General features: G+C 31.0%; 3 protein-coding genes. All 3 read right to left on the minus strand.

Translation table 11 applies throughout. The annotated features are described in order from the left end of the window. Positions 1 to 216: 216 nt before the first annotated feature. Positions 217 to 786 carry a hypothetical protein gene (locus BT151_RS18315; protein WP_072403815.1) on the minus strand — a complete coding sequence of 190 codons (570 nt, stop codon included), beginning with the start codon at positions 784 to 786 and terminating at the stop codon, positions 217 to 219. A gap of 147 nt (positions 787 to 933) precedes the next feature. Continuing rightward, positions 934 to 1,329, minus strand: coding sequence for a hypothetical protein (locus tag BT151_RS18320; RefSeq protein ID WP_072403816.1), 396 nt, complete (start codon positions 1,327 to 1,329; stop codon positions 934 to 936). A gap of 160 nt (positions 1,330 to 1,489) precedes the next feature. Further along, on the minus strand, positions 1,490 to 1,957 hold the full coding sequence (locus BT151_RS18325; protein ID WP_072403817.1) for a hypothetical protein: 468 nt from the start codon (positions 1,955 to 1,957) through the stop codon (positions 1,490 to 1,492). Between the last annotated feature and the right edge of the window lie 118 nt (positions 1,958 to 2,075).

Here is a 2,075-nt window from a genome sequence, read left to right on the forward strand (position 1 = left end):
TTTTTAAGGTTAAATGTTTTAAGAATTAAAGCGAAAAAATTAAAGATTTATATTGCTTTTTAACCGAGTGAGCGCATTGTACACAACGGTTTTGTATATGATACGTTGCGTGTGTAAGCAACTAATTTAGCAAATAAAAACCGAATAGAATATTCCGCAGGAATATTCGTAAGTAGGCTAGAACTAGCAATGGATTATATACTTTGTTACCTACAGTTATTTATTCCGATTTATTGCAAATACCAAAGTTGAATTCGGTAAAAGTTTGATTGCTTTTCTAATTTTGCTATCGTATCGATTAATTAATTCTATTTCTTTCGTAATTCGGATAATTAGATATTCAGTACTCTTTTCAGATTCATAATAGTATTCAAGTCCGTTAATAACTAAATCACACGCTCCATCGATTAACGTTAAATTATAAAATTCTCCTTTGAATTCAATTCCGATTGAGTTTGCGTAAGCGTAAGTTTCGTATTTTATTTCCGTTTTTCCGCTCGTCGTTTTTCCTGAATATTTTTTGTAACTCGTATCATAAACTTCGTGTTCGTCTTTTTCAATTTCCAATTTCGCAAAACTGCCTTGAAAATCTAATAGAGATTTACTGTTTTCAGAGTCTTTAACGATTAAAACTCCGTTTACAGTTCCGCTAAAATTTCCCGATTCTAAATTTTGAAAAACAGAGTCAAATCCGATTCCGTCGATCGCACGTGAATCATTTTGTCCGAATGTAGAAAATGACAATGAAATCAGAAGAATAATAATTAGAGTTCGGATGTTTTTCATAATTGTAGGTAACGTGTTGTGTATGATAAGTGCGATTTTGTGACTGGCTGATTTTCCGCAGGAAAATTGGACAAAGCAAAATTGCACGAACCTTTGATTAAGCACTAAAGTAAGCATTTTTTATACACGGTGTTGCCAAACGTTTTTTTATTCAATTGAGCCACTTTTTCGTTTCTCTCGTTTTTCTTTAAAAAATAAATTTAGTCCATAAATCACAAGCCCGAATCCGATAATAGAGACAAATATTTTTATAAAATTTAAACCATATTCGTGGTCTGGGTCAAAAAAAGAAGGGGATTTTAAAAATAAAATTCCAATCGCCAAAAAAATGTAAGAACGTTCTTTTTTCGGTTGTTTTTTTGTTAGAGTTTTTGAATTATTGTTTTCAGAAGTTGGTTTGTAAATCAGATAAATTCCATAAGCAATGAGTGCAATTCCGATAGTCAGTTTCAGTTCAGATAGGATAAGTTCGGATGCACTTTTTCTAATTCCCATTATAACTGCTAAAAATCCGAAAAATATAATTGCGAAAGGTTTGTTCATTTAATTTAGAGTTCGTTTTTTACAAATGTTTGGCAACGGTCTTGTGTATGGAAAGTTGCGTTTTTTGTGTGCGAGGATTTTCCGAAGGAAAATCAGACGTAACAAAAAATGCAACTAACTTTGGTTAAGCACTAAACTACGCAATTTTTTATACACGTTGTTAGGGCAAGTTTTTTATTCCGTTAATATCGTCTTCTGTTTTTAAAATTCCGTCTTTGCCTTTTGAGATAAGAACGTAACTATTTCCGTTTTCATTTTGTTCATAAAAGAATTCATTATTCCAATAATCAGATGTAATGTTTTTTCTTAAAGGATTATTTCTAATTATTGTATTCAGTTTTTCAGGATAGATTCCGAGCGAACTTTTTTCTTTTTCAAGAATCAGTTCAATTTCAGTCATTTTCTCCGCAGTCTTTTTAGTACCAAAATCAGAAAAGTATAAATGTCCAATTACTAATTTTGAGATAAAGGCAAAAATCAAAAAAAATCCGAATAATTTCCAAACAGGATGAATCATAAATTTTTTAGGAAGATTGTTTTCCTTTTCAAATTTACGTCTTGCTTTTTTCTGTTTAGAAAATTTATAATCTTCACGCCAAAAAAGTAATTCTCCAATTATATCTAACATTCGATTTTTCTCTAATTTGCCCTAACGGTTACGTATAAGAATAGTGCGGTTTTGAGAGCGAGGATTTTCCGAAGGAAAATCAGCAGCTAACAAAAGCGTACTAACCTTTGATTAAGCA

It is taken from the genome of Flaviramulus basaltis (assembly GCF_900114265.1).
Taxonomy (GTDB): Bacteria; Bacteroidota; Bacteroidia; order Flavobacteriales; family Flavobacteriaceae; genus Flaviramulus; species Flaviramulus basaltis.

Coding starts and splice junctions, on each gene's coding strand:
- BT151_RS18315 (WP_072403815.1), bottom strand. CDS start 786: ATGAAAAACATCCGAACTCTAATTATTATTCTTCTGATTTCATTGTCA.
- BT151_RS18320 (WP_072403816.1), bottom strand. CDS start 1,329: ATGAACAAACCTTTCGCAATTATATTTTTCGGATTTTTAGCAGTTATA.
- BT151_RS18325 (WP_072403817.1), bottom strand. CDS start 1,957: ATGTTAGATATAATTGGAGAATTACTTTTTTGGCGTGAAGATTATAAA.